Here is a 24,245-nt window from a genome sequence, read left to right on the forward strand (position 1 = left end):
GCTGCTGCACTGCGCCATGCTGCGCGTCTACTGTGACGAGTACCGCTTCATGGCTGCGACCCGCATCATCAAGAAGTATCCGAACCGCCGTCTCTACGACACCGAGATCTCCAGCTACATCACCATCGAGGACGTGCGCCAGCTGATCCTGGACGGTGAAGACTTCGAAGTCCGCGACGCCAAGAGCGGCGACGACCTCACGCGATCGGTCCTGCTGCAGATCATCGCCGATCAGGAACAGGACGGCGAACCGATGCTGTCCACCCAGCTGTTGAGCCAGCTGATCCGCTTCTACGGCGATTCCCTGCAGGGCTTCATGGGCAACTACCTGGAGCGCAGCATGCAGGTCTTCCTCGACCAGCAGCAGCAGTTCCGCCAGCAGATGGGCAATCTGCTGGGGCAGACCCCGTGGGCGATGATGAACCAGCTGACCGAGCGCAACCTGGAGCTGTGGCAGGAGTTCCAGCGCAACATGGGCACCGGTTTCGGCGGCCCGCGCCCGGGTGGTACCGGAACGGGTACCGGCACCAGCACAGGTAACAAGCCGAACGAACCCGGCACCGGTACGGGTACCGGCGGCAAGACGCGCCGCTGAGCCATTGCTCCGGCTGGAACGAAAACGGCGCGCCCCTTGGCGCGCCGTTCTGTTTTGCAGTCCAGCCGCGATGCGTCAGCGTTTCGCCTTGCACCCCGTGCACACGCGCTCGACCTTGTAGCCCTTCGCCTTCAGCTTTTCGACCACGCCATCATTGCCGAGCAGGTGCAGTGTTCCAACCACGACCAGCGTACCGCCCTGCCCGGCCTGCAGGTACGGCAGCAGCTTGGGCACCCATGCATCATTGCGACCGGTGTTGATGCGCTGGTACAGCTGCGGATACTGCTGGCGCATCTCCGCCGCCATCTTGGTCCACAGCACGCGCTCATCGCCACGGCGCCAGGCGTCGTGCAGCTGGCGGGCCTGCTCATCGCCCTTGCCAGCCTGGTCCAGCGCCTCGGACAGCATCTGCCGCTGCTCCTGCACCGTCATGCCGTCGAGCATGCCGATCTGGGTATCGATGTCTTCCAGGCCCGCCGTCTTGCGGCCAGTCTTCTGCGCGCGCTCCATGAAGTGCCGATCCAGGCCAAGGGCCGGGTCCAGCCCCATCTTCTGCATCTGCCCGACCGAAATGCTCAGGCCGACAAACCACGGCTTCATGCCCTGCATCTGCGCCAGTGGCAGCTTGTTCTCGATGGCGAACGTCTGCAGTTTCTGCCAGGTGGCGGCATCAAGATCGCGCTTGAGTTCGCTGCCATCGGTACGGACCGCTGCCTGCACCATGCGGCTGGCCAGCTGTGGCGATTGCATGTCTTCCGGCGACAGCTCGAATACCACCCGCTGCGAGGCCTCGAACGCCTGCTCGACTTCGGGCGACAACGGGTAGTCCTGCGGCTTCAGCAGGTGGAAGGAGCCGAGCAGGTAGAGGCGCGAGTCACCCGGGCCGGTCACTTTCCACAGCAACGGCACCGGCGGCTTGGCCGCCACTGCGCCAGCGGTGTCGGCTTGCACGGTACGCGCTGCAACCAGCGGTGCCAGCGCACAGGCCGCCAATACAACGGCGGTACGCAACAGGGATCTGATCGGCATATCAGCCTTCTCCTTCAGGCAGGTGGTAAGCCTTCTCGCCCGCTTCCACGCGCAGGTCCAGCCGGTTTTCCGGCGGCGCCAACGGGCAGGTCGCGTAGGCGGTGAACGCGCACGGTGGGTTGTAGGCGTGATTGAAATCGATGCGTACCGTGCCGTCGGCGCCGGGCGCATCGGTGTCCAGGTAGCGGCCGGCCGGATAACTGCCACGGCCGCTGGTGCGGTCGGCGAAGATCAGGAACAGCGGCTGCCCGGGAGCACCGATCGCCTCCAGCCGCCAGGCGCGTCCATCGCGCTCGAACTCAACCGCACCGGCATTCGGCATCTCAGTGGTCAGGCCGGTGATATCAACGATCGGCAAGGTCTTGCCCGGCGGATGCGGGATGAAGCGCGCCTGCACCTGCCAGTCCGGACCACCCGGCCAGTACTCCAGGCCGGCGAAATCGCGGCGTGCCGGTGCGTCAGCGTGCTTGACCCGCAGCGCATCGCGCGGACCGCGGCGAATGATGCCGAGCTGGCCCTTGCCACCATCGAAGGCCAGCAGGGTCGGCTGCGGATCCTTGTCGGTGTCGATGCGGATGCGGCCGCGCACCGGCTGGCCGTCATGGCTGATCTCGGCGCCCGCTTCCGGGGTGAACCACCACTGGCTGCCTTCGCGGCGCAGCAGGCCCAGCTTGTCCGGGCCGACCGCCAGGCGGATGCCATTGGTGGCGCCGCTTCCGACGAAATGCGATTTGTTCGGCAGCCAATGCAGGCCAACCAGTGCTGTCCAGCCATCGGGCCGGGTCAGGTCCTGGTAACGCGCCACGCGCCACTGCTGCTGCGCGGTGGCATAGGCTGGATCTTCAGCAACAGCCGGTGCCGGCGGCGTCGCCGGGCTGCAGGCCGCCAACAACAAGGCGGCCAGCAGGCCGCCCATTCCCCGATAACGCATCGATGCTCCCCTCAACGTCCGCGCAGGAACCAGCGGTCGATCTCCGCCAGCGAAAAACGGGCCCAGGTCGGTCGGCCGTGGTTGCACTGACCGGACCGCTCGGTGATTTCCATGTCGCGCAGCAGCGCGTTCATTTCCGGCACGGTCAACCGCCGGTTGGCGCGCACCGCGCCGTGGCAAGCCATGGTCGACAGCAGCTCGTCACGTGCAGTTGCCACGCGGCGGCTCTGGCCATGCTCGCGCAGGTCGGTCAGTACGTCACGCAGCAGGCCTTCCGGTTCGGCGTGGGCCAGCAGCGCCGGAATACTGCGTACATGCAGCGAGCCAGGGCCGGCGCGGGTCACCTCGAAGCCGAGTGCGGCCAATGTATCTGCCTCGCTCTCGGCGGTATCCGCCTCGCGCTCACCCACCGCCAGCGTGATCGGCACCAGCATCGGCTGCGACTGCAGGCCGATGCCATCGTGCGCGTTCTTCAGCCGCTCGTAGCCGATGCGTTCGTGCGCCGCATGCATGTCGACCACGATCAGGCCTTCGGCATTCTCGGCCAGGATGTAGATGCCGTGCAGCTGCGCGATCGCATAACCCAGCGGCGGCACGCCGGCGTCGGCGCTGGTCACCGGCAGCCCGTTCTCGGTCGGCATCGGCGGTAACGCCGCCCCGCGTTCTGCACCGGAGGGCGCGGCATACAGCGCAGCGTAGGCGGCCGGTGCATCGGCTACCTGCAGGCCCAGCGGCTGCTGCGGGCGCCAGCCTGAGAATCCGCCACCACCACCACCGGAGCCAGCACCGGGTGCGGGACCGCGCACCAGCCCGAAACCGGAGGCGCCCGCGGTCGATGCCATCGGTGCAGCGGCCGCATCCACCGGATGCATGGCGCCAGCACCGATCTCCTGCGCCGACATGCCGGCGCGGGTATCGGCCAGCGCATCCTTCAGCGTGCGGTAGACGAAGTCATGGACAAGCCGCGAATCACGGAAGCGCACTTCGTGCTTGGCCGGATGCACGTTGACGTCGACGCGTGTCGGATCCAACTCCAGGAACAGCACGTAAGCCGGCTGGCGGCCGTGGTACAGCACATCGCCGTAGGCCATCTTCACCGCGTGGGCGACGCTGCGGTCGCGCACCGAACGGCCATTGACGTACAGGTACTGCTGGTCGGCGCTGGCCCGAGAATAATGCGGCTGCGCGATCCAGCCGTGCAGGCGCAGTCCGGCACCGCTGTGGTCCACGCGCACCGCCTGGTTGGCGAAGTCCTCGCCCAGTGTTTCAGCCAATCGCGTATCGGAGTACAGGTCGCCCGGCTTGTAGCGGCGTGACGCCTTGCCGTTGTGCGACACGCGCAGTTCAACATCCGGCCGCGCCAGCGCCAGCGAACGCAGCCACTCTTCGATATGACCCAGTTCGGTGCGCTCAGCGCGCAGGAACTTGCGCCGCGCCGGCACGTTGTAGAACAGCTCGCGTACTTCCACGGTGGTGCCCGGCGCATGCGCGCGCGGGGTCACTTCGCCGATCTTGCCGCCTTCGATCTGCAGCGCCGAGCCATGCTCGTCATGCGCGCGGCGCGAGGAAAGGGTGAAGCGACTGACCGAGGCGATCGACGGCAGCGCTTCACCGCGGAAGCCGAGCGTGGCCACCGATTCGAGATCGTCGAGGTCGGCGATCTTGCTGGTGGCGTGGCGTGACACCGCCAGCGGCAACTGCTCCGGCGCGATGCCACTGCCGTTGTCGCGGATGCGGATCAGGCGCACGCCGCCCTCTTCCAGGTCGATATCGACGCGGCTGGCGCCCGCATCGATCGCATTCTCGACCAGTTCCTTGACCACCGATGCAGGACGCTCGACCACTTCGCCGGCGGCGATCTGGTTGATCAGGATGTCCGGCAACGGCCGGATCGGACGCGGGCCGGGCGCGCTCATGGGACGGAATGGGCAGCAGACTTCATGGGTTGATGATAGCGGAGCCGCCCCTCCGCCGGGCATGGCCCGGCGCTACCCTACGCAATGCGTACCACGGGTTACTTGCTGCCACCGGCCATGGTGCCGGCGGCGTCGATCTCGGCCTGGGCGCGGGCCGCGTAGAGCGTGCCCGGCGGCGGCTGCCGGCTGAAGAAGGTATGCACGCCATCGAGCACCGCACCGGCGATCTTGCGCTGGTAGGCCGGGTCGATCAGGCGGCGCTCTTCGTCCGGGTTGGAGATGAACGCGGTTTCCACCAGCATCGCCGGCATGTCCGAAGTACGCAGTACCGCGAAGTTGGCACGCTCGATGTTCGGCTTGTGGTTGTTGCCGATCCGCTTCAGCCCGCCCAGCACGTGGCCGGCCGCGTCCTCGGACGCCTTCATGTAGCCGCTCTGGGCCAGGTCCAGCAGCACGTTGGCAAGCGTGCCTTCGGTCTGCTGCAGGCGCACGCCGCCGACCAGATCAGCCGCGTTTTCCTTGTCCGCCAGCCAGCGGGCGCGCTGCGAAGAGGCGCCCTTGGTCGACAGCACATACACCGATGAACCTGTTGCCGAGCGGTTCTCGGCAGCGTCAGCGTGGATCGAGATGAAGATGTCGGCCTTGTTCGCACGCGCCTTCTGCGCACGCATCGGCAGCGGAATGAACACGTCGCTGTCGCGGGTCAGGTAAGCCTTCAGGCCCGGCGTCGCGTTGACCTGGCGGGCCAGCTCACGCGCCACGGCCAGGGTCACATCCTTCTCGCGCTTGCCGGTCGGGCCGATCGCACCGGGGTCCTGGCCACCGTGGCCCGGATCGATGGCCACCACCAGGTGGCGCATGCCGGCCTGCATGCGGATGCGCGAGGCATCGCTGGGCATGACCGGGCGCGGCGGCACGACCGTCGTCGGTATCGGCGCGGGGGCCGTAGCCGGCGGATTGGTCACTACCGCAGCAGTGCGCTGGCCGGCGAGGATCGCGGCCGGCGAGGAAGAAGGCGTGCTGCTGGCGGTGGTACCGGCGGCGGCGACCTGGGCCGGCGCGGTGGACGGTGCCGGCGTCGGCGTGGCCGGTGCGGCAGCGGCCGCGCTGGCCTGCTGCTGCACCTGTGCCGTCAGCAGCGCCGTGGCACGCGCGGCGTCTGAACGCGACTGCGCGCTTTCGGCAGGCGTCGGCGCCGGTGCGGCAACCGGTGCCTGCGGCGGCGGCACGGTCGGCGTCGCCGCCGGACGGCTGGCGGCCACGGCCGGGCCATCACCCGGCCATTCGATCACCAGCTTGGATTCATTGCCCTCGCGCTGCATCTGCGGGCGGAACGGCGCCACCGATTCAGCGAGGTCGAAAACGACACGGAAGGTACCCGGCACCGGCTGTCCGGTACGCACCGCCGTGACCACGCCCTGCGCAGCCGGCATCTTCAGATTGCGTATCGCGCTGGAGTCCGGGAAATCGACCACCAGCCGGTTCGGACCCGCCAGCGACAAGGTCTTGTAGCCGCCGCTGCCAACCAGCGAGATTTCGGCGCGGGTACCGGTCGCGCCGGTGTTCAGCAGGACCTGGCGGACTTCGCCGGCCCACGCACTGACGCTCGCCAGACTCAGTCCGACGGCGGCACAGATGGCAATGAGACGGTTCCCCGGGCGCATGGCTCAGGATTCAATCACCGCGCTGAACGGAATGCAACACCTTTTTCCTTAATAATCCGTAACCTGCCGGTGTTTGTTCTCGTCAGCCGGCAGAAATGGCCTGCAAGTCGCCCCCTTTGGGAAGCCGTTCCAGCCATTCACGTCCTGCGTCGCTGGCCCCAGTGAGACGAACACGCCGCCCTTGCCCCTCGATTTCCAGGGCTACCACCAGGTCAGTCGGCGGCAACGCACCGGCCCCGCGCTCGGGCCATTCGACCAGCCACAGCACCGCGCTGCCCTCGTCCAGGCCGAGAAAATCCAGTTCGCCGGCCTGGCCGATGCGGTACAGGTCCAGGTGCCAGGCCTCGCCGCCACTGGCCAGTGGATAGCGCTCGACCAAGGTGTAGGTCGGGCTGCGGATCGCACCCTGTACCCCCAGCGCGCGCAGCAGTGCCCGCGCAGTGGTGGACTTGCCGGCGCCCAGGTCGCCACGCAGTTCGATCAGCGCCTGCGGCGGCCGGGTGGCCGCCAGCCACTGCCCGAGCAGTTCGGTGGCATCGCTGTCGGCAAGGAAGAAATCGATCATCGAGAGAGTTCCGGGTTGGCCAGTCGCCGCAGCGGCGACAGCAGATCAGTAGGAAGCAGGCCGCGCGCGCCATCGGCGGCAGCTACATCGCCCGCGAGCGCATGCAACAGCGCACCGGCCGCAGCGGCGTCGAAGGCGGCCAGGCCCTGCGCGCGCAGGCTGGCGATGATGCCGGTGAGCAGGTCCCCCATGCCACCGACAGCCATGCCGGGATTGCCGGCGGCAATCAGTCGTGGCCGATGTCCTGGGGCGGCCACGATGCTGCCAGCCCCTTTCAGCACCACCACCGCGTGGAAACGTTCGGCCAGCGCCTGTGCGCAGGTGAAGCGGTCGGCCTGGATATCAGGCGTGCTGCAACCGAGCAGACGCGCAGCCTCGCCGGGGTGCGGCGTGAGAATGGCTTCGGGCAGTGCGCGCGGGTCCTGCGCCAACAGATTCAGGGCATCGGCATCGATCACCAACGGCTTGCCGCATGCCAGCACCCGCGCAAACAATGCGCGTGCCCACTCGTCCTGGCCCAGCCCGGGCCCGATCGCCACCACCCTGGCCTTGTCCAGCAGCGCCGGCAGTGCGTCGCCGTCTTCCAGCGCGTGGGTCATCGCCTCGGGCAGGCGTGCCAGCAACGGGCCGACATGGTCGCGGCGGGTGCCGAGGCTGAGCAGGCCAGCGCCCGCCCGCAACGCCGCTTCGGCGGCCATCGCGATGGCGCCGCCGCTGCCGTGGTTGCCACCCACGCACAGCACATGGCCGGATTCGCCCTTGTGGGTATTGGCGCGGCGCGGCGGCAGCAGTACCGGCAAGCGAGCCTGGGTGCAGTGCTCCGCGGCGGGTGACACGCCCTGCCATGCGGCCGCGGGTAGCTGCAGCGGCGCCAGCACCTTATGGCCACAATGATCCAGCGCGTCGCCGGTATACAGGCCGCGATGCGGCACGATGAACTGCAGGGTCAAAGCGGCCTTCACGGCCACGCCCGGTACGGCACCGCGATCGGCATCGACGCCACTGGGGACGTCCAGCGCCAGCACCGGCGCCGTTTGCGCGTTGAGCGCGGTTATCAACGCCTGCGCCGCGCCCCCCGGCGCGCGGTCGAAGCCCAGCCCGAACAGGCCATCGACCCATATATCGGCCTCGGGCAGCGTGCCGTCGAATGCGGCAACAATGCCCCCCGCGCGGGCGAATTCCGATGCTGCACGCTGTGCCAGCACGGTTGACGGCGACTTCCCCGGCAAGGCGATCACCATCACCTCCCGCCCGGCCTGCAGCGCGTGACGGGCCAGCACATGGCCATCGCCGCCGTTGTTGCCCGCGCCGACCACCACGCCGATCCGCTGCGCCTGCGGCCAGTGCTGCAGCAGGCACTGCCAGGCGGCCTGGCCGGCCTGCGCCATCAGGCCCCAACCGCCCTCGGCGGCAAGCGCCGAGGCCTGCTCATCAAGCGCACGTGCGGCAGCGGAATCGAACAGATCGGCAAGGTTGGCCATGCGGGGATTTTATACTGGTGCACATGTCCCCCGTCCCCGCCCCTGTCGATCCGGCCAAGGCCGTGCAGCGCATCCGCGAACTGGCCCGTGCGCATGGCTTCCAGCGCTGCGGCATTGCCGGCATCGAGCTGGGCGAAGATGAAGCACACCTGGCCGACTGGCTTGGCCAGGGCCTGTACGGCACGATGGACTGGATGGCGCGCCACGGCACCCTGCGCGCCCGCCCGGCCGAGCTGCTGCCCGGCACCGTGCGGGTGATCTCGGTGGGCATGGATTACAGCCACAAGGACGACATCGAAGCCTGGGCAACCCTGGCCGATCCCGGCCGCGCCTACGTGGCCCGTTACGCGCTGGGCCGCGACTACCACAAGCTGATGCGCAACCGCCTGCAGAAGCTGGCCACGCAGATCAACGACGAAGTGGCCCCACTGGGCTACCGCGTGTTCGTCGATTCGGCGCCGGTGCTGGAACGCGCACTGGCGCGCAACGCTGGCCTGGGCTGGATTGGCAAGCACACCTGCCTGATCGACCGCCATGGCGGTTCCTGGTTCTTCATCGGCGAGATCTACATCGACATCCCTCTGCCGATCGACGCCCCGGCCAGCGCCCACTGCGGCACCTGCACGCGCTGCATCGATGTCTGCCCCACCCGCGCGATCACCGGCCCGCAGCGCCTGGACGCGCGTCGCTGCATTTCCTACCTGACCATCGAACATGATGGCGCCATCCCCGAGGACATGCGGCCGTTGATCGGCAACCGCATCTACGGCTGCGATGACTGCCAGCTGGTCTGCCCCTGGAACAAGTTCGCCAAGCGCACCGACGAAGCCGATTTCCGTGCGCGCAACCATCTGGACACCGCGCGCCTGGACCAGTTGTTCGCCTGGGACGAAGCCGAGTTCCTGCGCCGTACCGAAGGCAGCCCGATCCGCCGCAGCGGCCACGAGCGTTGGCTGCGCAACATCGCCGTGGCACTTGGCAACGCGCCGGCCTCGACCGATGCGTTGGCCGCCCTGCACACCCGCATCGACGATCCCTCGCCCGTGGTGCGCGAGCACGTGCAGTGGGCGCTGGCCCAGCACGGCGCGCGCTGACGTGCGATCCTGAGCGCCCTGCTCTGCCCGTCACCGCCGTACCCATGCAGCCACGCAACAACGACGTCCTCACCCCCAGCCAGCTCAACACCCTGGCCCGCGACCTGCTGGAAGGCAGCTTCCCGGCGATCTGGGTCGAAGCCGAGCTGGGCAGCGTGGCCCGCCCCGCGTCCGGGCACCTGTATTTCACCCTGAAGGATGCGCGCGCGCAGCTGCGTGCAGCGATGTTCCGGATGAAGGCGCAGTACCTGAAGTTCGTGCCGCGCGAGGGCATGCGCGTGCTGGTGCGCGGCAAGGTGACGCTGTACGACGCGCGTGGCGAGTACCAGATGGTGCTGGACCACATGGAGGAAGCCGGCGAAGGCGCACTGCGCCGCGCCTTCGAGGAACTGAAGGCACGCCTGGAAGCCGAGGGCCTGTTCGACCCGGCACGCAAGCGCCCGATGCCTGCACACGTACAGCGCCTGGCGGTGATCACCTCGCCCACCGGTGCCGCCGTTCGCGACGTACTGAGCGTGCTGGGCCGCCGTTTCCCGCTGCTGGAAGTGGACCTGCTGCCGACCCTGGTCCAGGGCAACAGCGCCGCCGCGCAGATCACCCGCCTGCTGCAGGCCGCTGATGCCAGTGGCCGCTACGACGTGATCCTGCTGACCCGCGGTGGTGGATCGCTGGAAGACCTGTGGGCGTTCAACGATGAAGCGCTGGCCCGTGCGATCGCCGCCAGCCGCACCCCGGTGGTGTCGGCGGTGGGCCACGAAACCGACTTCAGCCTCAGCGATTTCGCCGCCGACCTGCGCGCACCAACGCCTTCGGTGGCAGCTGAACTGCTGGTACCCGATCAACGCGAACTGGCGTTGCGCCTGCGCCGCAATGCTGCGCGCATGGTGCAGCTGCAACGGCATACGATGCAGCAGGCGATGCAGCGCGCCGACCGCGCCCTGCTGCGTCTGAACGCACAGAGCCCGCAGGCCCGGCTGGACCTGCTGCGCCGCCGCCAGCTCGATCTGGGCCGGCGCCTGCATGCTGCATTCAACCAGCAGCAGGAACGCCGTGCCGCGCGCCTGCGGCATGCGGCGGCGGTGTTGCGCGGTCACCATCCACAGCGCCAGCTCGACGCGCTGCGGCGCCGCCTGGCTGCCCTGCGGGGGCGCCCGCAGGCCGCGATGCAGCGTCTGCTGGAGCGCGACGCACTGCGCCTGCGCGGGCTGGCGCGTTCGCTGGAAGCAGTCAGCCCGCTGGCCACCGTGGCCCGTGGCTACAGCATCCTGACCCGCAGCGACGATGGCGCACTGGTGCGCCAGGTCGATCAGGTGCAGCCGGGTGACGCCCTGCAGGCTCGCGTCGGCGACGGCGTGATCGACGTGCAGGTCAAGTAAAGGGTTGTTCGGCAGGGCTGCGCCCTGCACCTGCCGAAGCGTTCAAGCGACAGCAACAGCCGAAGCAACAGCCAAGCTGGTATTCCGTGGGATGGCGGGGCGGTGTGGCTGTGCAGGACACGCCGTAAACCCATCCATGGGGGCTCGATGGCGCCATCCATGGCGCCAACGGTCCTGCACAGCCACACCACCCCACCCTCGACAGTTTCCCGGTGACGGTCGGTAGATCCACGCCACGCGTGGATGAATCTCCATCGAAATCGAATATTTCGAGTTGAGATCGACAGGCATCCACGCATGGCGTGGATCTACCGTGTCGACCAAGGTCGACACCTACCAACAGCAGCAGAAATCTGTCGAAGGCGGGGTGGGTCCGGTTGCGGGAGTGTCCGCGGCATGGATGCCGCGGCCAAGCCCCCATGGATGGGTTTACGGCGTCTCCCGCAACCGGACCCACCCCGCCATCCCACGGAATGCACGCTGTTGCTGTTGCTGTTGCTGTTGCTCTGGCTTGTAGCAGGTGCAGGGCGCAGCCCTGCCGAACAACCCCCTACTTTGCCTGCTCGCAGAACTTCTGCCGGTACTCGAGCGCCTTGGGCATCAGCGCCTGCAGGTTCTGGATGCGGGTACCCGGGTTGGGATGGGTCGAGGAGAATTCCGGTGGTGCCTGACCACCGCTGGCCTGGCCCATGCGCTGCCACAGCGGGACCGCCTCGCGTGGATCGAAGCACGCCGCCGCCGCCAGCATCAGCCCCACTTCGTCAGCCTGGGTCTCGTGGCTGCGCGCATACGGCAACAAGTAACCGTAGCCCATCGCCGACATCATCATCTGTTGCTGCTGCGCGTCCATGCCGCTGGCTGCGCCAGCCACCTGCCCGATCTGGGTCAGCTTCTGCTGGGCCATGCGCTGTGCACCATGGCGTAGCAGCGCATGGGCGATTTCATGGCCCATCACCACCGCCATCGCATCGCGGGTGCGCGCCACCGGCACCAGGCCGGTGTACACCGCCATCTTGCCGCCCGGCAGGCAGAACGCATTGGCCTGCTCGGACGGGATCACGTTCACTTCCCACTGGAAATCACGCGCGAAATGCGCCGGCTGCACACCGTGCTCCCGCGCCAGTGCGGTCTCAACCACGTCCACTTTGGCGATCAGTCGCTGGGCGATGTCGCGCACGTCGCGTGCGATCGGCGCATTCGGGTCCATCGGCCGTTCCTGCGACAGGATCTGCTGGTAGGCCTGCAGCCCCAGTGCAGTCTCCTGGCGCGCATCCAGGCTGCTGTCGATCATCACCTTCTCGCCGGTGTAGGGATCGATCGTGCGGTTGGAGAACCAGTAGAACGCGGCGTAACCGGCGGCCAGCAGCAGCACCCACCAACGGATGTTGCCGAACAGGCCGCGCCGCTGCGGGCCCTGCTGCGAGCGGGAGAAGGGATCGTTGCTCATCGGGAGATCTTCCAGCAGCCCCGCCGGCCGGCGGGTACGGCGCAATCTTAGTGCGCCGATGCCCGTAGCGGGTGAAGCCGGACGCCGATCAGATGCCGCGCACCAGGCGGAAGCCGATGCGCGCGTTGGTGGTGTCTGAATCCTGTGACTGGCGCCAGGCGGCGCGGGTCTGCTCGGGCGCGTTGGCCCAGTTGCCGCCACGGATCACCCGGGCCCGGCAGCCCGGGTTGAACCAGGCCGCGCCATCGGAGGGCGCACGCCGGTAGCTGGCATGCCAGCAATCGGCCACCCATTCGCTGAGGTTGCCACCCATGTCGTGCAGGCCGAACGCATTGGCCTGGAAGCTGGCCACCGGTGCCGGCCCCCACCAGCCATCGCCATAACCGACGAAGGCGTTGTGCCAGTGCCGCCCCGAGGGCGACACATCCTTGCTGCCGGTAAAGTTGCCGCTGCCAGGCGGCGGTATGCCGGCGTCGCCCCACGGATAGCGGCCACTGCTGCCGCCACGCAGCGCGTACTCGAACTCAGCCTCACTGGGCAATCGGTAGCTGCGACCGGTCTGCTCGGACAACCAGGCCGCATAGTTCTCGGCGTCGCGCACGCTGACATGCATCACCGGGGCATTGCCCAGCGCGCGGGCGCCGTCGTAATCCGAACGCCAATCCACGCCGCTGCGGCGGATGAAATTGCCGCTGCGCTCGTCATAGACCACCGAATGTCCGCGACGGCTCGCACGTGGCCGCGCGTTGGTCGCCTTCACGTAGCGCTCGAAATCGCCAACCGTGACCTCGGTGATCGCCATCGCGAAGCCACGATCGAAACGCACGTAATGCGAGGGACGTTCGGAATCAGAGGCGCCCGGCTCCGCATCGCCTGCGCCCATCTGGAAGCCCCCATGCGGGACCACCACCATCTGCGGACCGCGGCCGCCGTCACGCATCGCATCGCTGAACACCTGGCCCGGTCGGAAGCTGCCATAGTGCGTGGCCAGGTCGATACGCTCGCGCAGCTGGGCTACCACCGGGTCACCCGGCAGGGCGATGCGCAGGGCTTCGCCCAGCTTCTCACGCGCCGGCTTCAGACCCTGTGGCGTGGTCAGGTCACGCAGGCCGTCGTCACGCAGCTGCAGCAATACGGTCGCCCGGATCTGCTCGATGCGCTCGAATGCATCGGCAATGGTCGGCGACGAGTCCCGGACCTTGCTGGCCTCGGCCAACCAGCTGCCGGCGCTGGCGAAATCACGCGCGCGCGCGGCCTCTTCTGCACGCCGGATCAGCCCGCTCTCAGCCGCTGCCAGGCCCTGGCGCGCCCGGCTGTTGTGTTCATCCAGCGCCAGCGCCTCGCGGAAATTGCCGATCGCACCGTCGCCGTCCTCGCCAATCCGGTCGGCGCGCAGGTCCTCTTCGCCGGCACGGTTGTAGGCCACCACCCGCTGCGCGTTCTCCACCCGGCCCTGCAGCGCCCGCACGATCTCGTCCTTGGGCGCCAGGGTCAGCAGCACCAGTGCCTGGCGGCTGGCCTCGGCCAGTGCTTCGCGCTGTTTCAGCGGGCGTACCAGCAGCGCATCGGCCTGCTGCTGCAGGCGCTGGCGCGCGCGCTGCAGGCCCAGTCGCGCCTGGCGGTCATCCGGGTCTTCTTCCTGGACCGCCAGCCACAGCGGGATGGCCGCGTCGGCGTCCTCGTACAGGCGGCCATCGGCGTACGCCTGCGTTGCGGCACGGCGCAACTGGGCCAGGCTGCGGCCCTGCCGGTCCACCCTTGGCGGCGTCCACTGCTGCACGTCCTCGGCGGCATCCTCGCCGGCGATGGTCACACTGCCCCGGGCCACCTGCGGGTTGTCATCAGCGCCCTTGTCCGCGGCCGGACGCGCTTCATCAGCAGTCGTCCGGTCCGCCGTCGCGGGGGGCGACGGCGTGCAACCGGCCAGGGCCACGGCCAGGGCGGTGCACAGCACGGACGACAGCGGAAAACGCAAGCGGGATCTCCTTCAGCACGGACGCGGACCGACGTTAGGCTATTCTCCCCTCCCTGAGCAAACCCGAGTAGTAGGCCCTGACCCGTGGCAACCTGGATCACCACCCCCACCGAGCTGGATGCGTACTTCCAGCAGCGCCCCTCCCGCATCGGCCTGGACACCGAATTCATTCGTGAACGCACCTTCTGGCCGCAGCTGGCGCTGGTGCAGATGGCGGTCGGCCAGGACATCCTGCTGATCGACCCGCTGATTCCCGGCATGACCGAGGCGCTGGCACCGTGGCTGGCCGACGAATCAATCATCAAGGTGATGCACAGCGCCAGCGAAGACCTGGTCGCCTTCAAGTGGGCCTGTGGCGTGCTTCCACGACCGCTGTTCGACACCCAGATCGGTGCGTCACTGGCCGGCATCGGCGGCGGCATGGGCTACCAGAAGCTGGTGGCTGAGATCACCGGCGTGGCATTGGCCAAGGGCGAGACCCGCTCTGACTGGATGCGCCGGCCGCTGTCGGAGTCGCAGCTGCAGTACGCCGCCGACGACGTCGAGCATCTGTTCGCGATGCATGACGCCATCGATGCCAAGCTGCAGGCGCTCGGCCGCCAGCAGTGGCTGCATGACGACGGCGAGCGCCTGCTGGCCAGCGTCGCCAATGACGAGGACCGCTGGCCGCACCTGTCGATGCGCTCGGCGCAGTTCCTTGATGCCGCCGCGCAGCACCGCCTGCTGCGCCTGCTGCGCTGGCGCGATGTGCAGGCACGCAGCAGCGACCGCCCGCGCAGCTGGATCCTGGACAACGAACTGGCGGCGACCCTGGCGCGTACGCCACCGGCCGACGCCGACGCGTTGGCCAAGCTGTTCGAGCAGTTCCCCAAGGCACCGCGCAAGCTCGCCGCTGCCGTGTGGCAGGCGCTGGACACTCCGCTGGCCGACGAAGCCGAAGCGCCACTGGCGTTGCCGGCCAACGACAGCAACAAGCAGGCGCTGAAAAAGCTGCAGGATGCGGTGGCCGAACGCAGCCGAGAGCTGGGCCTGCCCGATGGCATCCTAGCCTCGCGCAAGCACCTCGAAAGCTATCTGGAACGTCGCCAATGGCCTGCCGCACTGGCCGGCTGGCGCCAGCAGGAACTGGAATCGCGGCTGCAGGCACTGCTGCCCGCATAAGAAAACCGACCGCATCAGCCGCCCGGCAGGGGCGGCCCTGCCGATGATCGACAAGGACGTTGCTGCATGCCTGCGTGGCTCCAATCCGGCACATCACGATGGATGACAGCCTCGCTGCTGATGCTGGCGTCCAGCAGCATTGCAGCACCTTCCTGCCCACCCGCATCCGGAGTTGCCGTGGCACAGACGCCCGAGTCCATCAGCGAAGCCCTTTCGCGGGGCGACCTGCAAGCCGCAATTGAGGTGCTGCGCGATCCACAGCGTTATCGCGTGTTGTTCAAGGATCCGCACGGCGCGGAGCGCTACATCGCGCTGGCACAACAGGTCGCCGACGATGCCCCGCAGAACCCCTGCATCGATCGCAGCAGCCTGCTCAATGCCTACACCGTACTGGCCAGCGGGCTGGATCTTTCCCGCTCGGTCCACTACCTGGCACTGTCGGCCGCACTGATCGAACAGGATGCCGATGCCAGCGAGCAGGACACGCTCGAGCCTGCGCTGCACCCGCATGCCCTGATGCATGGCTACTTCGAAGCCGGCGGTGGACTGGCACTGGAAGGTGCTGTACCCGGCATCGATCGCGCCGAAGTCACCGCGTGGCGCTACGGCCACACCACACTGGCCTACCAGCCGGACCTGCTGCTCGCGTTCCCGCTGCGCATGGATGCCCGCCAACGCCAGCGCCTGTTCGAGGTGACCGGCTTCACCCTGCTGCCGGCATCGCAATGGCATGACGCCGCCGCACTTCGCGCCATCATCCGCAGCGATGCCTACCTTGACTGGCTGGAGTCGGCGCCCCTGCATCTTGCCTCGCGCTTGTCGATGGCATTGGAAGAAATGGCCACGCCGCCCTGGCCGGAGCATCTGCGTGCAGCCGGCTATCGGGTCCATGGCGGGACACCCGGGGATGATGGGGCCGATTCCGATTGAGCAACGAAAAGGGCGGCCCGGATCACCGGACCGCCCTTTGCATTCCGTCGATGCGATGGCGGGACAGTGCCCGCCATCGCGACAGCGCATTACCAGTTCATGTTCAGCGAGACACCCACGGTGCGCGGCTCGTTGTAGACCGCAGCCATGTAGTTCTCGATCACACCCTTGAGGTTCTTCTCGTTGGTGATGTTGCGCGCGAACAGCGCCACTTCGTAGGCACCGTAGTTGCCCGAGTAGCCGATCTTCAGGCCACCCTCGAAGTCACCCTTGGAGTTGAATTCCTTGCTGTCGTACAGCACGAAGCTGGTGTAACCCTGCTTGTTCCAGTCGGTGGAAACGAACATGGTGCCTGCGTCGCTGACCGGGAAGTCGTAGCGGGCGGCCAGGTTGACGTTGTACTTCGGCGCGTTCGGCAGCGGGTTGCCATCGATCTGCGCGAAGGTGTTGGCACCGACCTTGATGGTCGGGTCGCCGACGGTGCAGACCACCTGGCCGTTGAGGCCGCAGACCTGCGCGTACACGCGCTTGTCCTTGATCTCGCTGTGCAGCAGGCTCAGGCCGGCGCTCAGGGTCAGGTTCGGGATCGGGCGCAGCTCCATGTCGGCTTCGAAACCGTAGGCCTTTGCCTTGTCGGCGTTGAACAGCACGCCGTTGCCGTCCGAATCGTTGCCGTTGAGCTGGATGTCGTTGACGGTGTAGGTGAACGCGGTGGCATTCAGGCGCAGGCGGTTGTCCCACAGGCTGCTCTTCACGCCCGCTTCCCAGGACAGGATGGTCTCGGAATCGGCGGTGGTGAAGTCGGCATTGAAGACCGCCGAACGGCCCTGGATGGTCGGACCGCGGAAGCCACGCGCAACCTTGGCGTAGACGCTCACGTCCGGGGTGATCTGATACATCGCGCTCAGATCCCAGCTCGGGGTGGTGTCGGACATCTTGACGTCGGTGCGGCCCTTGTAGGTAACCACGCCGGCGGCAGTGTCAGCGGTCTTCAGCAGGCGCGTGTGCTTCTCGTCCTTGGTCTGGCGCAGGCCGGCGGTGACGGTGAACTTGTCGGTGAACGCGTAGCTGAGCTGGCCGAAACCGGCCCACGAGGTGTTCTTGTTGCGCAGGCGCACCCAGTTGTTCGGGTTGCGTGCAGCACCGTTGAGGAACCAGGCGCGCTGGTAGAAATCGGTGGTGTCGCTGCCATTGAAGTAGAACGCACCGGCCTGCCACTGCAGGGCGCTGTCGTCATGGCTGGCCAGGCGGAATTCCTGGGTCCACTGGTCCAGATCACGGATGCGGCCCATCGACTGGCCGTAACCGTTCGGTACGCCATTGACCGGGAAGTTCACCGCAGCGCCGCCGTCGGTGTCACCGCGGCTATAGCCGGAGGTGGTCTCGTAGGCGGTGATCGAGGTGAAGTCGATCGCGCCGAAATCGTAGCGTGCCTTCACCGAGCCGCCGTAGGTCTTGTAGGCCTGCGGGTTGTTGCCGGCTTCGTCGTAGGCCACCTGGTCACGCGGCACGTCGGTCTTGTTCGAGCCCTTGGTCAGCGCACCGCGCAGGAACAGGGTCGAGGTGCCTTCGTAGTCACGGGCGTGGGCCGAGGCCAGGATCGAGAACTGGTCGCTCGGGGTCAGCAGCAGCTGTGCGCGCACGTTGCGGTCATCGAAACCGCCCATGGCGTTCTTCTTCGGGCTGACCGTGCCGTCCGCACTCGGGCCCTTGTAGGTATTGTCGACGTAGTCGTCGCGGTGCTGGTACAGGGCCGACACGCGGAACGAGGCGATGTCGTTGATCGGGCCACCGAAGCCGCCGTCGATCGACACGCTGTTGTAGGTCGCGTAGCTGGCGCTGACGCGGCCGCTGTACTCCTGGGTCGGCTTCAGGGTGTCGAACTTGATGATGCCGGCGGTGGTGTTGCGGCCGAACAGCGAGCCCTGCGGGCCGCGCAGCACTTCCACCTGGTCCACGTCATAGACCGGGTTGGACTTCAGCACTACATGCTCGAGGACTACATCGTCCTGGATGATCGACACCGGCTGCGAGGCACCCAGGTAGAAGTCGATGTTGCCCAGGCCACGGATGTAGAAGCGCGGGAAGATGCGGCCGGTGGTGGTTTCCGCATACAGGCTCGGAACGCGGCCGGACAGCGCCAGCAGGGTGTCGTCACCCCCAGCGGTGAAGTCGCGCATGCGCTCGCCCTGCACCACGCCGACCGAGACCGGCACTTCCTGCAGGTTCTGCTCACGGTGTTCGGCGGTCACGGTGATGGTGTCCAGCCCGGTCGGGGTCGGCGCACTGTCCTGCGCCGAGGCGCCGAAGCTGGCAGCCAGGGCCACGCCGGCACAGGCCAGCGCCAGCGGGTGGCGGCGGAAGGAAACGAAGGAAGACGACATACCCGACAGGCGGCGGGAATCGGTATGGGAGGGCATGGAATGCTCTGAGGAGGCGTCCGTGCGGCCTGCGCGGGCCGGGCGGCAAAAAGGAGGAGAACTGCGCAAGCCGCCATTATCCCCCAAATTGTTACGATTTCGTTGCGCGGCGCCCAAACACGGCGAAACAAGCGGTTTCGGCACAGTCACCGGGCATTCCGCACGCCCTGGAGGCTTGACTCAGGGCAGCGGGGTCAACGCCACATCGACCATCGCCAGCAGTCGCTCGCGGCTGATGCCGTCACGGGCCTGCACCGAAATGCCGTGCAGCACGGTGGCGAAGTGATCGCCCATGGCCTGCACCGCCGCATCGTTGGCCAGCTCCCCTTCGGCCTGGGCCTGCTGCAGGCGCGCAATGATCGCCGCGGTTCGCTGGCGGCGGTGGCTGGCCAGCCAATCCCGCATGCCCTCGCCATCGGGCGACACGCTGCTGGCCGAAGACACCACCAGGCAGCCATGCGGTCGGCCACGTCGGGTGTAGGTCAGCACCGCATCGCGCAGCATGCTGCCGATCGCCTCGCGCAGCGTGGCCTGCTCCAGCGCGCGCGGCGCGAAGCCGCCTTCGCCTTCCTCGTACAGCGCAACGGCTTCGCGGAACAACTGCTCCTTGCTGCCGAACGCGGCATAGATGCGCGCCGATGCAATGCCCAGTGCTTCGACCAGTGCCGACATCGAGGTGCCTTCATAGCCGTGCTGCCAGAACAGCAGCATTGCCTTGCGCAATGCCTGGTCCCTGTCGAATTCGCGCGGTCGCCCTGCCATCTGCCTGCCTGCCGTTCTGAGGCGCGCAGTGTAACGCGGGTGTTGACCGCATCGATGCTCGCGCCTATTCTTTGTTGATCGACAAACAATTGGAGCAACACATGCAGACCCTCAAGGGCCCCAGCCTGCACCTGGCGCAGTTCGCCGGCGACCAGGCCCCGTTCAACTCGCTTACCGCCATTGCCGCGTGGGCGGCCGGCCACGGCTTCAAGGCGCTGCAGATTCCGGCCTGGGATGCACGCCTGTTCGACCTGGCCACCGCTGCCGACAGCCAGGACTACTGCGACGACATTCGTGGCACGCTGGCCGAGCACGGCCTGCAGGTCAGCGAGCTGACCACCCACATTCTCGGCCAGCTGGTGGCCGTGCATCCGGCCTACGATGAACTCTGCGACGGCTTCGCCCCCGAAGCACTGCGCGGCAATCCGAAGGCTCGCAGCGAATGGGCGCAGCAGCAGCTGCACCTGGCCGCCCACGCGTCGCGCCGCTTGGGCCTGCAGGACATGGGCACCTTCTCCGGCTCGTTCGCCTGGCCCTACCTGTTCCCGTTCCCGCAGCGCCCGCCGGGACTGATCGATGCGGCCTTCGATGAACTGGCACGGCGCTGGCGGCCGATCCTCGATACCTGCGAGGACAACGGCATCAACCTCTGCTACGAGATCCATCCCAGTGAAGACCTGCACGATGGCACCAGCTTCGAGCGCTTCTTCGAGCGTGTCGGCCAGCACGAGCGCTGCCGCATCCTGTTCGATCCCAGCCATTTCGTGCTGCAGCAGCTGGACTACCTGCAGTACCTGGACATCTACCACCCACTGATCCGCATGTTCCATGTCAAGGACGCGGAATTCCGCCCCAGCGGCCGCCAGGGCATCTACGGCGGCTACGCCGACTGGACCGAGCGGGCGGGCCGCTTCCGCTCGCTGGGCGATGGCCAGGTCGACTTCAAGTCGATCTTCTCCAAGCTGGCCCAGTACGATTACCAGGGCTGGGCAACGTTGGAATGGGAGTGCTGCCTGAAGGACCAGGAGGCCGGTGCACGCGAAGGTGCCGCTTTCATCCGTGACCACATCATTCCGGTCACCGACAAGATCTTCGACGATTTCGCTGGTGCACCGATCAGCACCGCACAGATGCAGCAGATGCTCGGCATCGCCTGAGCCCCAACGGAGCAACCCCCATGAACACCCTTTCTTCCGCTGGCACTGCCGGCGACGATGCCCTGCGCCATCACTACCTGCGTATCGACGGCCAGCGCGTGCATTGCGTGTCGGCAGGCAGCGGCCAGCCCGTGCTGCTGATCCCTGGCTGGCCGCAGACCTGGTATGCCTGGCGCCATGTGCTGCATGCACTGGCAGCCGCCGGTTTCGAGGCCATCGCGGTCGACCCGCCAGGCATCGGCGAATCCGATCGCCCTGCGCACGGCTACGACACCGGCAGCGCCGCCGCGGTACTGCACCAGACCATGCAGGCGCTGGGCCACGAGCGCTATCAGGTGGTCGGCCATGACATCGGCATGTGGATCGCCTATGCATTGGCCAGCGACCAGCCGCAGGCCGTGCAGCAGCTGGCCGTCACCGAAGCAGTCATCCCCGGGCTGGCGCCGGAGCCGGGCATCTTCGCTGCGCCGGCCGACAACATCTTCCTCTGGCACTTCATGTTCAACCAGGTGGCCGACCTGCCGGAAGCACTGATCACCGGACGCGAGCGCGCCTATCTGGAATTCATGTTCGACCGCTGGTCGTACCGCCGTGATGCTGTTGCCGCCGATACCTACATTGCCGCCTACAGTCGGCCCGGTGCACTGCGCGCCGGCTTCGCATGGTACCGCGCGATTCCGGAAACGATCCGCCAGAACAAGCTGCGTGCGCAGCGCCGGCTCGCAATGCCGGTGCTGGCGATCGGCGCCGAGCATGCCACCGCCGATGCACCGATGCTGACCCTGCAACCACACGCCGATGACCTGCGCGGCAGCATCGTACCGGGCTGTGGCCACTTCATCATGGAGGAAGCACCGCAGGCGTTCCTGGAACAGCTGCTGCCGTTCCTGCAGGAGGCGCGTCATGCCGCTTGAACCCGCACTGCAGCAGTTCGTCGATGCAGTCGCGGCCCATCCGCTGCCCGAGGACCTGCGCGAACTGCGTGCGATCAGCGAGACCGCGCTGCCGCAATTGCAGGGTGCACCGCAACCGGTCGCACACGTGATCGAGCACAGCGTGGCCGCACGTGACGGACAGCCGCTGGAAGTGCGCCTGTACACCCCGGACGGGCTGCCCGACGGACCGGCACCGGCCCTTTTGTTCGCGCATGGCGGCGGCTGGTTCCAGTGTTCGTTGGCAGTCTATGACGGTCCTTGCCGTGCGCTGGCCAATGCCAGCGGCTGCGTCGTGGTGGCGGTCGGCTACCGCTTGGCCCCGGAGCATCCGTTCCCGGTGCCGCTGCAGGATGTAGCAGACGCCTGGCAGTGGCTGCAGATCAACGCCGCGGGCCTGGGCCTGGACCCGCAACGACTGGCGATCGGGGGCGACAGTGCCGGTGGCAATCTCGCTGCCGCCTGCTGCCTGCTGCTGCGTGATCTCGGCCTGCCGCAGCCGCACCACCAGCTGCTGCTGTACCCCGCCCTGGATGCCGGCATGGGCAGCGACTCCTACCGCGAGTACGCCAGCGGCTACTACCTCAGCGCCGAACTGATGCTGCGCTGCTGGCAGGCTTATCTGGGCGACATGGATCCGCCGCCTGCACTCGCCTCGCCGGCCCACGCAACGGACCTGTCCGGCCTGGCACCGGCTTCCGTGCTCAGCTGCGAGCACGACCCGCTGCGTGATGAGGCCGAGCACTACGCGGCGCGCCTGCAGTCTGCGAACGTGGCGTGCACGCTGGAGCGGTTGCCCGGGATGATCCATGCCTGCATCCATCTGCACGGGGTGGTCACCTCCACGGACGCGGCGGTACAGCGCGCGGGCGCCCGGCTGCGTCAGGCTCTGGCCTGAACAGGTGGGCCGGTGGCGGGGCCAATACCGCCGCCTTGCCCTCCGCTTGGCAAGCCCCACTGGCAGCGCTACACTGAAACCCTGCCGTGGGGCCATAGCTCAGCTGGGAGAGCGCGTCGTTCGCAATGACGAGGTCAGGAGTTCGATCCTCCTTGGCTCCACCACTATTCGGAAGAACCCGTAGATCCACGTGATCTGCGGGTTTTTTCTTTTCAGCATCCCGGCTCAGGCCGGCTCCTGGCCTCCGTCCTTGTGCTGCGGGCTCCGCGAGTGCGTATCGCGCACCTGTTGATCGCGCTGCCCCGGCCGCTGCTTGGCCACATCGTCCTGCTTCCTGTCCTGGCGGCTTTCCTGCACGCCCTGCTTCGGGTCGCCGTGGTCTTTATCGTGCTCGCTCATCGAAAACTCCCTCGTCGGCGGGGGCCGACGCTGCCTCCACGCTAGAGCGCATCGGGTAAGCCGCCAGTCAGTTCGGTGCGAACGCTGTGTGCAGCCCGCGGCTTGCAGCCATCGGCAAGGTACATCCAGAATCCGACGCACTATGCATACCGGGTGCACCATGCCCTCTTCCGTCCAGCACGCAGCACACGCCGTGCCGATGATCCTCGATGCGACCGACGGCAGCCTCCGTCTCGGCAATCTACCGGCCTTGATCTGCCCCACCCTCTCACTGGATGAAGCGCGCGTCGCCTTTGCCGCCTTGGTAAGTGGGGAGCGCGATGTCGGCACCGGCTACCACTGGCTGAGCCTGCACCGGCTCAGCCTGGGCGGTGCGCCTGCCGGCATCAGCCTGTGCTTCCACGGGCAACGGCTCGACATGGTGACGATGAGCGTCGATCTACCCGGTGCAACACTGGAAGACGGCTGGCCGACCCAGGCAGCGATCGACGCCGAAGTCGCCTTCATGCGCCGCACGCTGGGTGCGGCGCTGGGTTGCAAGCTGAGCGGCGGCCACGCCCACTTCAACTGGGGCGAGGCCTGGGCCCGGTTCGACCCGAAAGGCTTCATGGCCAGCAGCGGCATCCGCTACGCGCCACGCACGTGACCGCGCTCAGGTACGGGTGATCGACACCCCACCCTCCACGCGCATCGCGCTGCCGGTAACGAAACTGCTTTCATCGCTGGCCAGGAACAACGCCGCATTGGCGATCTCCTCCGGCTCGGCGAGGCGCTTGAGCGCGTGCAGCGAGCGCACGAAGTCGCGGGCATCGCCGGTGGGTGCCGCTTGCCGGCCCATCTCGGTATCCGTGCCCCCGGGCAGCAGCACGTTGCTGCGCACGCCACGCGCCCCGTATTCGGCGGCGATCACCTGGCTCAGGCCAATCAGCCCAGCCTTGCTCGACGCATAGGCCGCCATGCCCGGGAATCCCACCGTATGACCAACGAAGGTGCCGACGAACACCAGCGAGCCACCGCCGCGCGCCAGCATCGCCGGCAACTGCGCGCGTGCGGCGTGGAAGGCGGCATCCAGGTTGGTCGCCATCACCTCGCGCCAGGCGTCCACCGGGAACTCCGCGGCCGGCACGCCCAGGCCGAGCATGCCGGCATTATTAAGGGCGATGTCGAGGCCACCGAATGACTGCTGGGCGAGATCGACCAGCGTCTGCGCCGTGCCCGGATCAGCCACATCCGCCGCATGCACTACCACCTCGCCACCAGCGGCGCGGATCTGCTCGGCCAGTTCCTGCAGCGGCTCCGGCCGCCGTGCGTTGAGCACCAGCTTTGCGCCTTCAGCAGCGAAGCGCAGGGCGCTGGCGCGGCCGATACCGGCACTGGCACCGGTGATGAGAGCGATCTTGTTGTTCAGGCGCATGGTCGTGGTACCGGTTGTGAAGTGGCCGCCACGATGCTGCGCCTTCGGCCTGCCAACACTCCGTTTCCGGGCCTGACCCGTCGGTGCAGGAAACGGAGT

Annotated in this window: 21 protein-coding genes and 1 tRNA gene; 10 read left to right on the forward strand and 12 right to left on the reverse strand. The window is 67.5% G+C overall.

Annotated elements, in window-relative coordinates; all coding sequences use genetic code 11:
• Window positions 1-49: 49 nt before the first annotated feature.
• On the forward strand, window positions 50-595 hold the full coding sequence (gene phaR, locus ACZK2G_RS15125; RefSeq protein ID WP_012511655.1) for a polyhydroxyalkanoate synthesis repressor PhaR: 546 nt from the start codon (window positions 50-52) through the stop codon (window positions 593-595).
• 75 nt (window positions 596-670) lie between these two features.
• On the opposite strand, the gene ACZK2G_RS15130 is transcribed toward phaR, so the two are convergent.
• The 6 genes from ACZK2G_RS15130 to ACZK2G_RS15155 all read right to left on the reverse strand — a co-directional run bounded on the left by ACZK2G_RS15130 (window position 671) and on the right by ACZK2G_RS15155 (window position 8,181).
• A complete protein-coding gene (locus tag ACZK2G_RS15130) occupies window positions 671-1,624 on the reverse strand; it encodes a TraB/GumN family protein (protein ID WP_478473747.1) in 954 nt (317 codons plus the stop codon).
• 1 nt (window position 1,625) lies between these two features.
• The gene (locus ACZK2G_RS15135) at window positions 1,626-2,555 is read right to left on the reverse strand and encodes a DUF1684 domain-containing protein (protein WP_136639845.1); all 930 of its coding nucleotides are present in this window, start codon (window positions 2,553-2,555) and stop codon (window positions 1,626-1,628) included.
• 11 nt (window positions 2,556-2,566) lie between these two features.
• Entirely contained in the window at window positions 2,567-4,471 is a 1,905-nt protein-coding gene (mutL, locus tag ACZK2G_RS15140) for a DNA mismatch repair endonuclease MutL (protein WP_100469053.1), read from the reverse strand.
• Between the two features lie 98 nt (window positions 4,472-4,569).
• Window positions 4,570-6,135: an N-acetylmuramoyl-L-alanine amidase gene (locus ACZK2G_RS15145; protein ID WP_046985046.1), complete on the reverse strand. Its 1,566-nt coding sequence runs from the start codon at window positions 6,133-6,135 to the stop codon at window positions 4,570-4,572.
• 82 nt (window positions 6,136-6,217) lie between these two features.
• The gene (tsaE, locus tag ACZK2G_RS15150) at window positions 6,218-6,700 is read right to left on the reverse strand and encodes a tRNA (adenosine(37)-N6)-threonylcarbamoyltransferase complex ATPase subunit type 1 TsaE (protein WP_046985047.1); all 483 of its coding nucleotides are present in this window, start codon (window positions 6,698-6,700) and stop codon (window positions 6,218-6,220) included.
• Window positions 6,697-8,181 (reverse strand): NAD(P)H-hydrate dehydratase, encoded by a 1,485-nt coding sequence (locus ACZK2G_RS15155; protein ID WP_478473749.1) that lies wholly within the window; start codon window positions 8,179-8,181, stop codon window positions 6,697-6,699. The genes tsaE and ACZK2G_RS15155 overlap by 4 nt, the downstream gene beginning before the upstream one ends.
• Before the next feature lie 23 nt (window positions 8,182-8,204).
• Here ACZK2G_RS15155 and queG point away from each other — a divergent pair, with 23 nt between their 5' ends.
• Window positions 8,205-9,275, forward strand: a complete 1,071-nt coding sequence (gene queG / locus ACZK2G_RS15160) for a tRNA epoxyqueuosine(34) reductase QueG (protein WP_478473751.1) — start codon at window positions 8,205-8,207, stop codon at window positions 9,273-9,275.
• Window positions 9,276-9,319: 44 nt separating this feature from the next.
• Window positions 9,320-10,651 carry an exodeoxyribonuclease VII large subunit gene (gene xseA, locus ACZK2G_RS15165; RefSeq protein ID WP_478473753.1) on the forward strand — a complete coding sequence of 444 codons (1,332 nt, stop codon included), beginning with the start codon at window positions 9,320-9,322 and terminating at the stop codon, window positions 10,649-10,651.
• A 550-nt stretch (window positions 10,652-11,201) separates the two neighbouring features.
• Here xseA and ACZK2G_RS15170 read toward each other — a convergent pair.
• Together ACZK2G_RS15170 and ACZK2G_RS15175 are read right to left on the reverse strand one after the other, a co-directional pair.
• On the reverse strand, window positions 11,202-12,098 hold the full coding sequence (locus ACZK2G_RS15170; protein WP_478473755.1) for a M48 family metallopeptidase: 897 nt from the start codon (window positions 12,096-12,098) through the stop codon (window positions 11,202-11,204).
• Window positions 12,099-12,186: 88 nt separating this feature from the next.
• Window positions 12,187-14,073, reverse strand: coding sequence for a formylglycine-generating enzyme family protein (locus ACZK2G_RS15175; protein ID WP_426355549.1), 1,887 nt, complete (start codon window positions 14,071-14,073; stop codon window positions 12,187-12,189).
• A gap of 84 nt (window positions 14,074-14,157) precedes the next feature.
• On the opposite strand from ACZK2G_RS15175, the gene rnd reads away from it, so the two are divergent.
• A complete protein-coding gene (gene rnd, locus ACZK2G_RS15180) occupies window positions 14,158-15,234 on the forward strand; it encodes a ribonuclease D (protein WP_046985304.1) in 1,077 nt (358 codons plus the stop codon).
• A 177-nt stretch (window positions 15,235-15,411) separates the two neighbouring features.
• Entirely contained in the window at window positions 15,412-16,164 is a 753-nt protein-coding gene (locus tag ACZK2G_RS15185) for a hypothetical protein (RefSeq protein ID WP_248298509.1), read from the forward strand.
• Window positions 16,165-16,253: 89 nt separating this feature from the next.
• Here ACZK2G_RS15185 and ACZK2G_RS15190 read toward each other — a convergent pair whose 3' ends face one another.
• The gene (locus tag ACZK2G_RS15190) at window positions 16,254-18,584 is read right to left on the reverse strand and encodes a TonB-dependent receptor (protein WP_046985303.1); all 2,331 of its coding nucleotides are present in this window, start codon (window positions 18,582-18,584) and stop codon (window positions 16,254-16,256) included.
• Between the two features lie 180 nt (window positions 18,585-18,764).
• On the reverse strand, window positions 18,765-19,346 hold the full coding sequence (locus tag ACZK2G_RS15195; protein WP_478473756.1) for a TetR/AcrR family transcriptional regulator: 582 nt from the start codon (window positions 19,344-19,346) through the stop codon (window positions 18,765-18,767).
• Window positions 19,347-19,447: 101 nt separating this feature from the next.
• Between ACZK2G_RS15195 and ACZK2G_RS15200 the strand changes: the two genes are divergently transcribed.
• The 4 genes from ACZK2G_RS15200 to ACZK2G_RS15215 all read left to right on the forward strand — a co-directional run bounded on the left by ACZK2G_RS15200 (window position 19,448) and on the right by ACZK2G_RS15215 (window position 22,497).
• Window positions 19,448-20,503 (forward strand): sugar phosphate isomerase/epimerase family protein, encoded by a 1,056-nt coding sequence (locus ACZK2G_RS15200; RefSeq protein WP_136639754.1) that lies wholly within the window; start codon window positions 19,448-19,450, stop codon window positions 20,501-20,503.
• 20 nt (window positions 20,504-20,523) lie between these two features.
• Window positions 20,524-21,417, forward strand: a complete 894-nt coding sequence (locus ACZK2G_RS15205) for an alpha/beta fold hydrolase (RefSeq protein WP_478473758.1) — start codon at window positions 20,524-20,526, stop codon at window positions 21,415-21,417.
• Complete coding sequence (locus tag ACZK2G_RS15210) at window positions 21,407-22,333, forward strand: alpha/beta hydrolase (RefSeq protein WP_478473760.1); 927 nt, start codon at window positions 21,407-21,409, stop codon at window positions 22,331-22,333. The genes ACZK2G_RS15205 and ACZK2G_RS15210 overlap by 11 nt, the downstream gene beginning before the upstream one ends.
• Window positions 22,334-22,421: 88 nt before the next feature.
• Window positions 22,422-22,497 (forward strand) — tRNA-Ala (locus tag ACZK2G_RS15215).
• Between the two features lie 61 nt (window positions 22,498-22,558).
• Here ACZK2G_RS15215 and ACZK2G_RS15220 read toward each other — a convergent pair.
• Window positions 22,559-22,732 carry a hypothetical protein gene (locus ACZK2G_RS15220; protein WP_426355548.1) on the reverse strand — a complete coding sequence of 58 codons (174 nt, stop codon included), beginning with the start codon at window positions 22,730-22,732 and terminating at the stop codon, window positions 22,559-22,561.
• 160 nt (window positions 22,733-22,892) lie between these two features.
• Here ACZK2G_RS15220 and ACZK2G_RS15225 point away from each other — a divergent pair, with 160 nt between their 5' ends.
• Window positions 22,893-23,378 carry a hypothetical protein gene (locus tag ACZK2G_RS15225; RefSeq protein ID WP_136639752.1) on the forward strand — a complete coding sequence of 162 codons (486 nt, stop codon included), beginning with the start codon at window positions 22,893-22,895 and terminating at the stop codon, window positions 23,376-23,378.
• Window positions 23,379-23,384: 6 nt separating this feature from the next.
• Here ACZK2G_RS15225 and ACZK2G_RS15230 read toward each other — a convergent pair whose 3' ends face one another.
• Window positions 23,385-24,146: an SDR family oxidoreductase gene (locus tag ACZK2G_RS15230; protein WP_478473763.1), complete on the reverse strand. Its 762-nt coding sequence runs from the start codon at window positions 24,144-24,146 to the stop codon at window positions 23,385-23,387.
• Window positions 24,147-24,245: the final 99 nt, after the last annotated feature.

The sequence above is a fragment of the Stenotrophomonas sp. 107298_Sma genome, from assembly GCF_056480345.1.

Bases quoted from the DNA above. Each gene is read 5' to 3' on its own strand.
- ACZK2G_RS15205 (WP_478473758.1), top strand. From the start codon at position 20,524: ATGAACACCCTTTCTTCCGCTGGCACTGCCGGCGACGATGCCCTGCGC.
- ACZK2G_RS15195 (WP_478473756.1), bottom strand. From the start codon at position 19,346: ATGGCAGGGCGACCGCGCGAATTCGACAGGGACCAGGCATTGCGCAAG.
- ACZK2G_RS15170 (WP_478473755.1), bottom strand. From the start codon at position 12,098: ATGAGCAACGATCCCTTCTCCCGCTCGCAGCAGGGCCCGCAGCGGCGC.
- tsaE (WP_046985047.1), bottom strand. From the start codon at position 6,700: ATGATCGATTTCTTCCTTGCCGACAGCGATGCCACCGAACTGCTCGGG.
- ACZK2G_RS15220 (WP_426355548.1), bottom strand. From the start codon at position 22,732: ATGAGCGAGCACGATAAAGACCACGGCGACCCGAAGCAGGGCGTGCAG.
- ACZK2G_RS15200 (WP_136639754.1), top strand. From the start codon at position 19,448: ATGCAGACCCTCAAGGGCCCCAGCCTGCACCTGGCGCAGTTCGCCGGC.
- phaR (WP_012511655.1), top strand. From the start codon at position 50: ATGGCTGCGACCCGCATCATCAAGAAGTATCCGAACCGCCGTCTCTAC.
- ACZK2G_RS15145 (WP_046985046.1), bottom strand. From the start codon at position 6,135: ATGCGCCCGGGGAACCGTCTCATTGCCATCTGTGCCGCCGTCGGACTG.
- ACZK2G_RS15155 (WP_478473749.1), bottom strand. From the start codon at position 8,181: ATGGCCAACCTTGCCGATCTGTTCGATTCCGCTGCCGCACGTGCGCTT.
- queG (WP_478473751.1), top strand. From the start codon at position 8,205: ATGTCCCCCGTCCCCGCCCCTGTCGATCCGGCCAAGGCCGTGCAGCGC.
- ACZK2G_RS15225 (WP_136639752.1), top strand. From the start codon at position 22,893: ATGCCCTCTTCCGTCCAGCACGCAGCACACGCCGTGCCGATGATCCTC.
- xseA (WP_478473753.1), top strand. From the start codon at position 9,320: ATGCAGCCACGCAACAACGACGTCCTCACCCCCAGCCAGCTCAACACC.
- ACZK2G_RS15230 (WP_478473763.1), bottom strand. From the start codon at position 24,146: ATGCGCCTGAACAACAAGATCGCTCTCATCACCGGTGCCAGTGCCGGT.
- ACZK2G_RS15135 (WP_136639845.1), bottom strand. From the start codon at position 2,555: ATGCGTTATCGGGGAATGGGCGGCCTGCTGGCCGCCTTGTTGTTGGCG.
- ACZK2G_RS15210 (WP_478473760.1), top strand. From the start codon at position 21,407: ATGCCGCTTGAACCCGCACTGCAGCAGTTCGTCGATGCAGTCGCGGCC.
- ACZK2G_RS15190 (WP_046985303.1), bottom strand. From the start codon at position 18,584: ATGCCCTCCCATACCGATTCCCGCCGCCTGTCGGGTATGTCGTCTTCC.
- ACZK2G_RS15130 (WP_478473747.1), bottom strand. From the start codon at position 1,624: ATGCCGATCAGATCCCTGTTGCGTACCGCCGTTGTATTGGCGGCCTGT.
- mutL (WP_100469053.1), bottom strand. From the start codon at position 4,471: ATGAGCGCGCCCGGCCCGCGTCCGATCCGGCCGTTGCCGGACATCCTG.